This window comes from Limosilactobacillus alvi (genome assembly GCF_016900115.1).
Classification (GTDB): domain Bacteria; phylum Bacillota; class Bacilli; order Lactobacillales; family Lactobacillaceae; genus Limosilactobacillus; species Limosilactobacillus alvi.
Window position 1 is genome coordinate 1 of record NZ_JACJJQ010000072.1, and the last position, 2064, is coordinate 2064.

At 40.9% G+C, this 2064-nt stretch carries 2 protein-coding genes; both read right to left on the reverse strand.

What is annotated here, in order from left to right:
- Nucleotides 1-194 precede the first annotated feature (194 nt).
- On the reverse strand, nucleotides 195-1616 hold the full coding sequence (locus H5993_RS09055; RefSeq protein ID WP_239458071.1) for a transposase: 1422 nt from the start codon (nucleotides 1614-1616) through the stop codon (nucleotides 195-197).
- The gene (gene tnpA / locus H5993_RS09060; protein WP_204777097.1) at nucleotides 1617-2045 is read right to left on the reverse strand and encodes an IS200/IS605 family transposase; all 429 of its coding nucleotides are present in this window, start codon (nucleotides 2043-2045) and stop codon (nucleotides 1617-1619) included. It abuts the gene before it with no gap.
- Nucleotides 2046-2064: the final 19 nt, after the last annotated feature.

Sequence of the window (2064 nt, forward strand, 5' to 3'; positions counted from 1 at the left end):
ATCAAAAGGCAACAGTGTGCCTCTTGATCTGGAAATCGTTTAGGCAATGGAGAATCAAGTTACACTTGATTCTCGAACAGTTAAAACCGTTTCCGAAGGCTTTTCGCACCCGTTTTGCACGCTCAGGGTGATACGCCAAAGTCTCCTCTTGTAGCCTTTAAGGACGGCAAGGTTCTGTCCCGCCCGTGATGATATTAATTAATTTTAACTAGATATTCTGGCTTAATTACTTTAGGGAGTCGTGTTTTAGCGACTCCTTTCTTTTTTGCGTCTTTAATTTCTTGTTGCCGTTCGCGATACTTGTAATGTTTCTTTGGATCGAGTGCCCAACTAAGAATATTCCAACTTGCGTTGAGGTCCCGAATGATTTCTTTACCTGTCAGTTCAGAACGCCAGTGACGTTCCACAACCTCATGTTTCTGGACATAATCAGTGCCGTATTCAACTTGACTTGTCTTGTAGGAATCAACCTTAATCAGAGTTTTACCCTCACGGTTGGCGACTTGCGTCAATAATTGGGCTAATTCGTAAGGTTTAACTTTTGCTAAATGGCGGTTCTTACCGTGATTACCGGCTTTACTTAACGCCTTAGACTCACGACGCATTTCTTTAGCGTCGAGTTGCTCGATGGCTAGTAAGTCGTAATCATCAAAGAGTTGTTTAGCAATTTTACGGTAGGCTTCCGTTAGCAGATTCATCCTTCGCACATTATAGTATCTAATTTGTTGGTTGAGATCAGCTAAGCGGCGGCACCGCTTGTTTAGGTGAGCGCTTAAAATATCTCGACGACTCTTGAGCCCGTTGATGGTTGATTCATACTTATCAGCTAATGCCGACGCTCGTAAGGGCAGGTAAATTCGCTCGTCATTGGAAGTATGGAAGATTTTTTCGTCTTTCATGTTCCAATCAGCGCCAGCTTTTCTTGCTGGTTTAACCCGTTCAACTGTGGACTTTAGAACTAGCTGAAGCTCAAAAGTATCATCGCCTTTACGCTTAATCTTAGATGTGACAACCTTCTGGTTCTTTAGGTTCCGGATATCTTCTAATACTTGGACCACTCCATAATCTTGAAGCTTAATCCAGTGTGGTGACAGCACCTCGATTTGACCATTATCGGGCAAGGAAACCGTCTTATGACTAGCTTCATTCCGTAGGAATGTTAGTGATCCCTTACGGTACCAAGAGCGGTGTTTAGGATTGTTACCGTGCTTATTGTTACGGTAATCTTCTTTTTCTTGTTCGGTCATCATGGATGCTTTCTTGAGCACCTTTCGGTACTCGCCGAAATTAGTCAACATCGTTACTAAGAATTGATAAGCTGCTTGTGAGTGTAATCCGATTTTCTTAGCATTCCAACGTTTTAAATTATAGTATTCTTTTAAAAATCGCGGTAATATTTCATCTTTAATAATATAGTTCTTACCAGTACGAGTAGTTGGAAAAGTACGACCGAGATGCTTATAACCGTAGGTTCTTTCTAGGAATTTAAGCGCATAGTTGTGTAGTTCGTTTTCTACAGCCAAGTTACACATGTGTTTTTCAGTTAACTCTGCCGTAACAACTAGGTGGTACCGGCGAGTACGGACATATTCAGTTGTTTTAGGCAGTTTAAGCATTTAGCTCTCCTTTTTACGTTGGTCGTCAATATATTTAGCTACACCTTGCTCGTTTACGGCACCAATGCTTTCTACGTAATAACTAGGTGACCAAAGGTGGCGCCCCTTTTGTTTCCAATAGCTGGTCTGCAATTCTGGACATTTGCGAAATAATTGATATGCAGTGATCCCTTTTAACCAACGAACAATATTGGTGACAGATAGCTTAGGTGGGGCGCTAACCATTAAGTGAACGTGATCATCCTTGCCAATTTCAAGATGAGCAATTGTAAAGCCATACTCTTTAGCAATCTGATTAACTAACTCCTTAAACACTTGTTCAACATGTCCCTGCAAGACTTTGTTACGGTATTTAGTTCCCCAAACAATGTGGTAATTTAAGTTATATACGGAAGTTCTCCCATACGTAAGTCTATTTGTATCTTTCATGTCAATAATTATATCACAT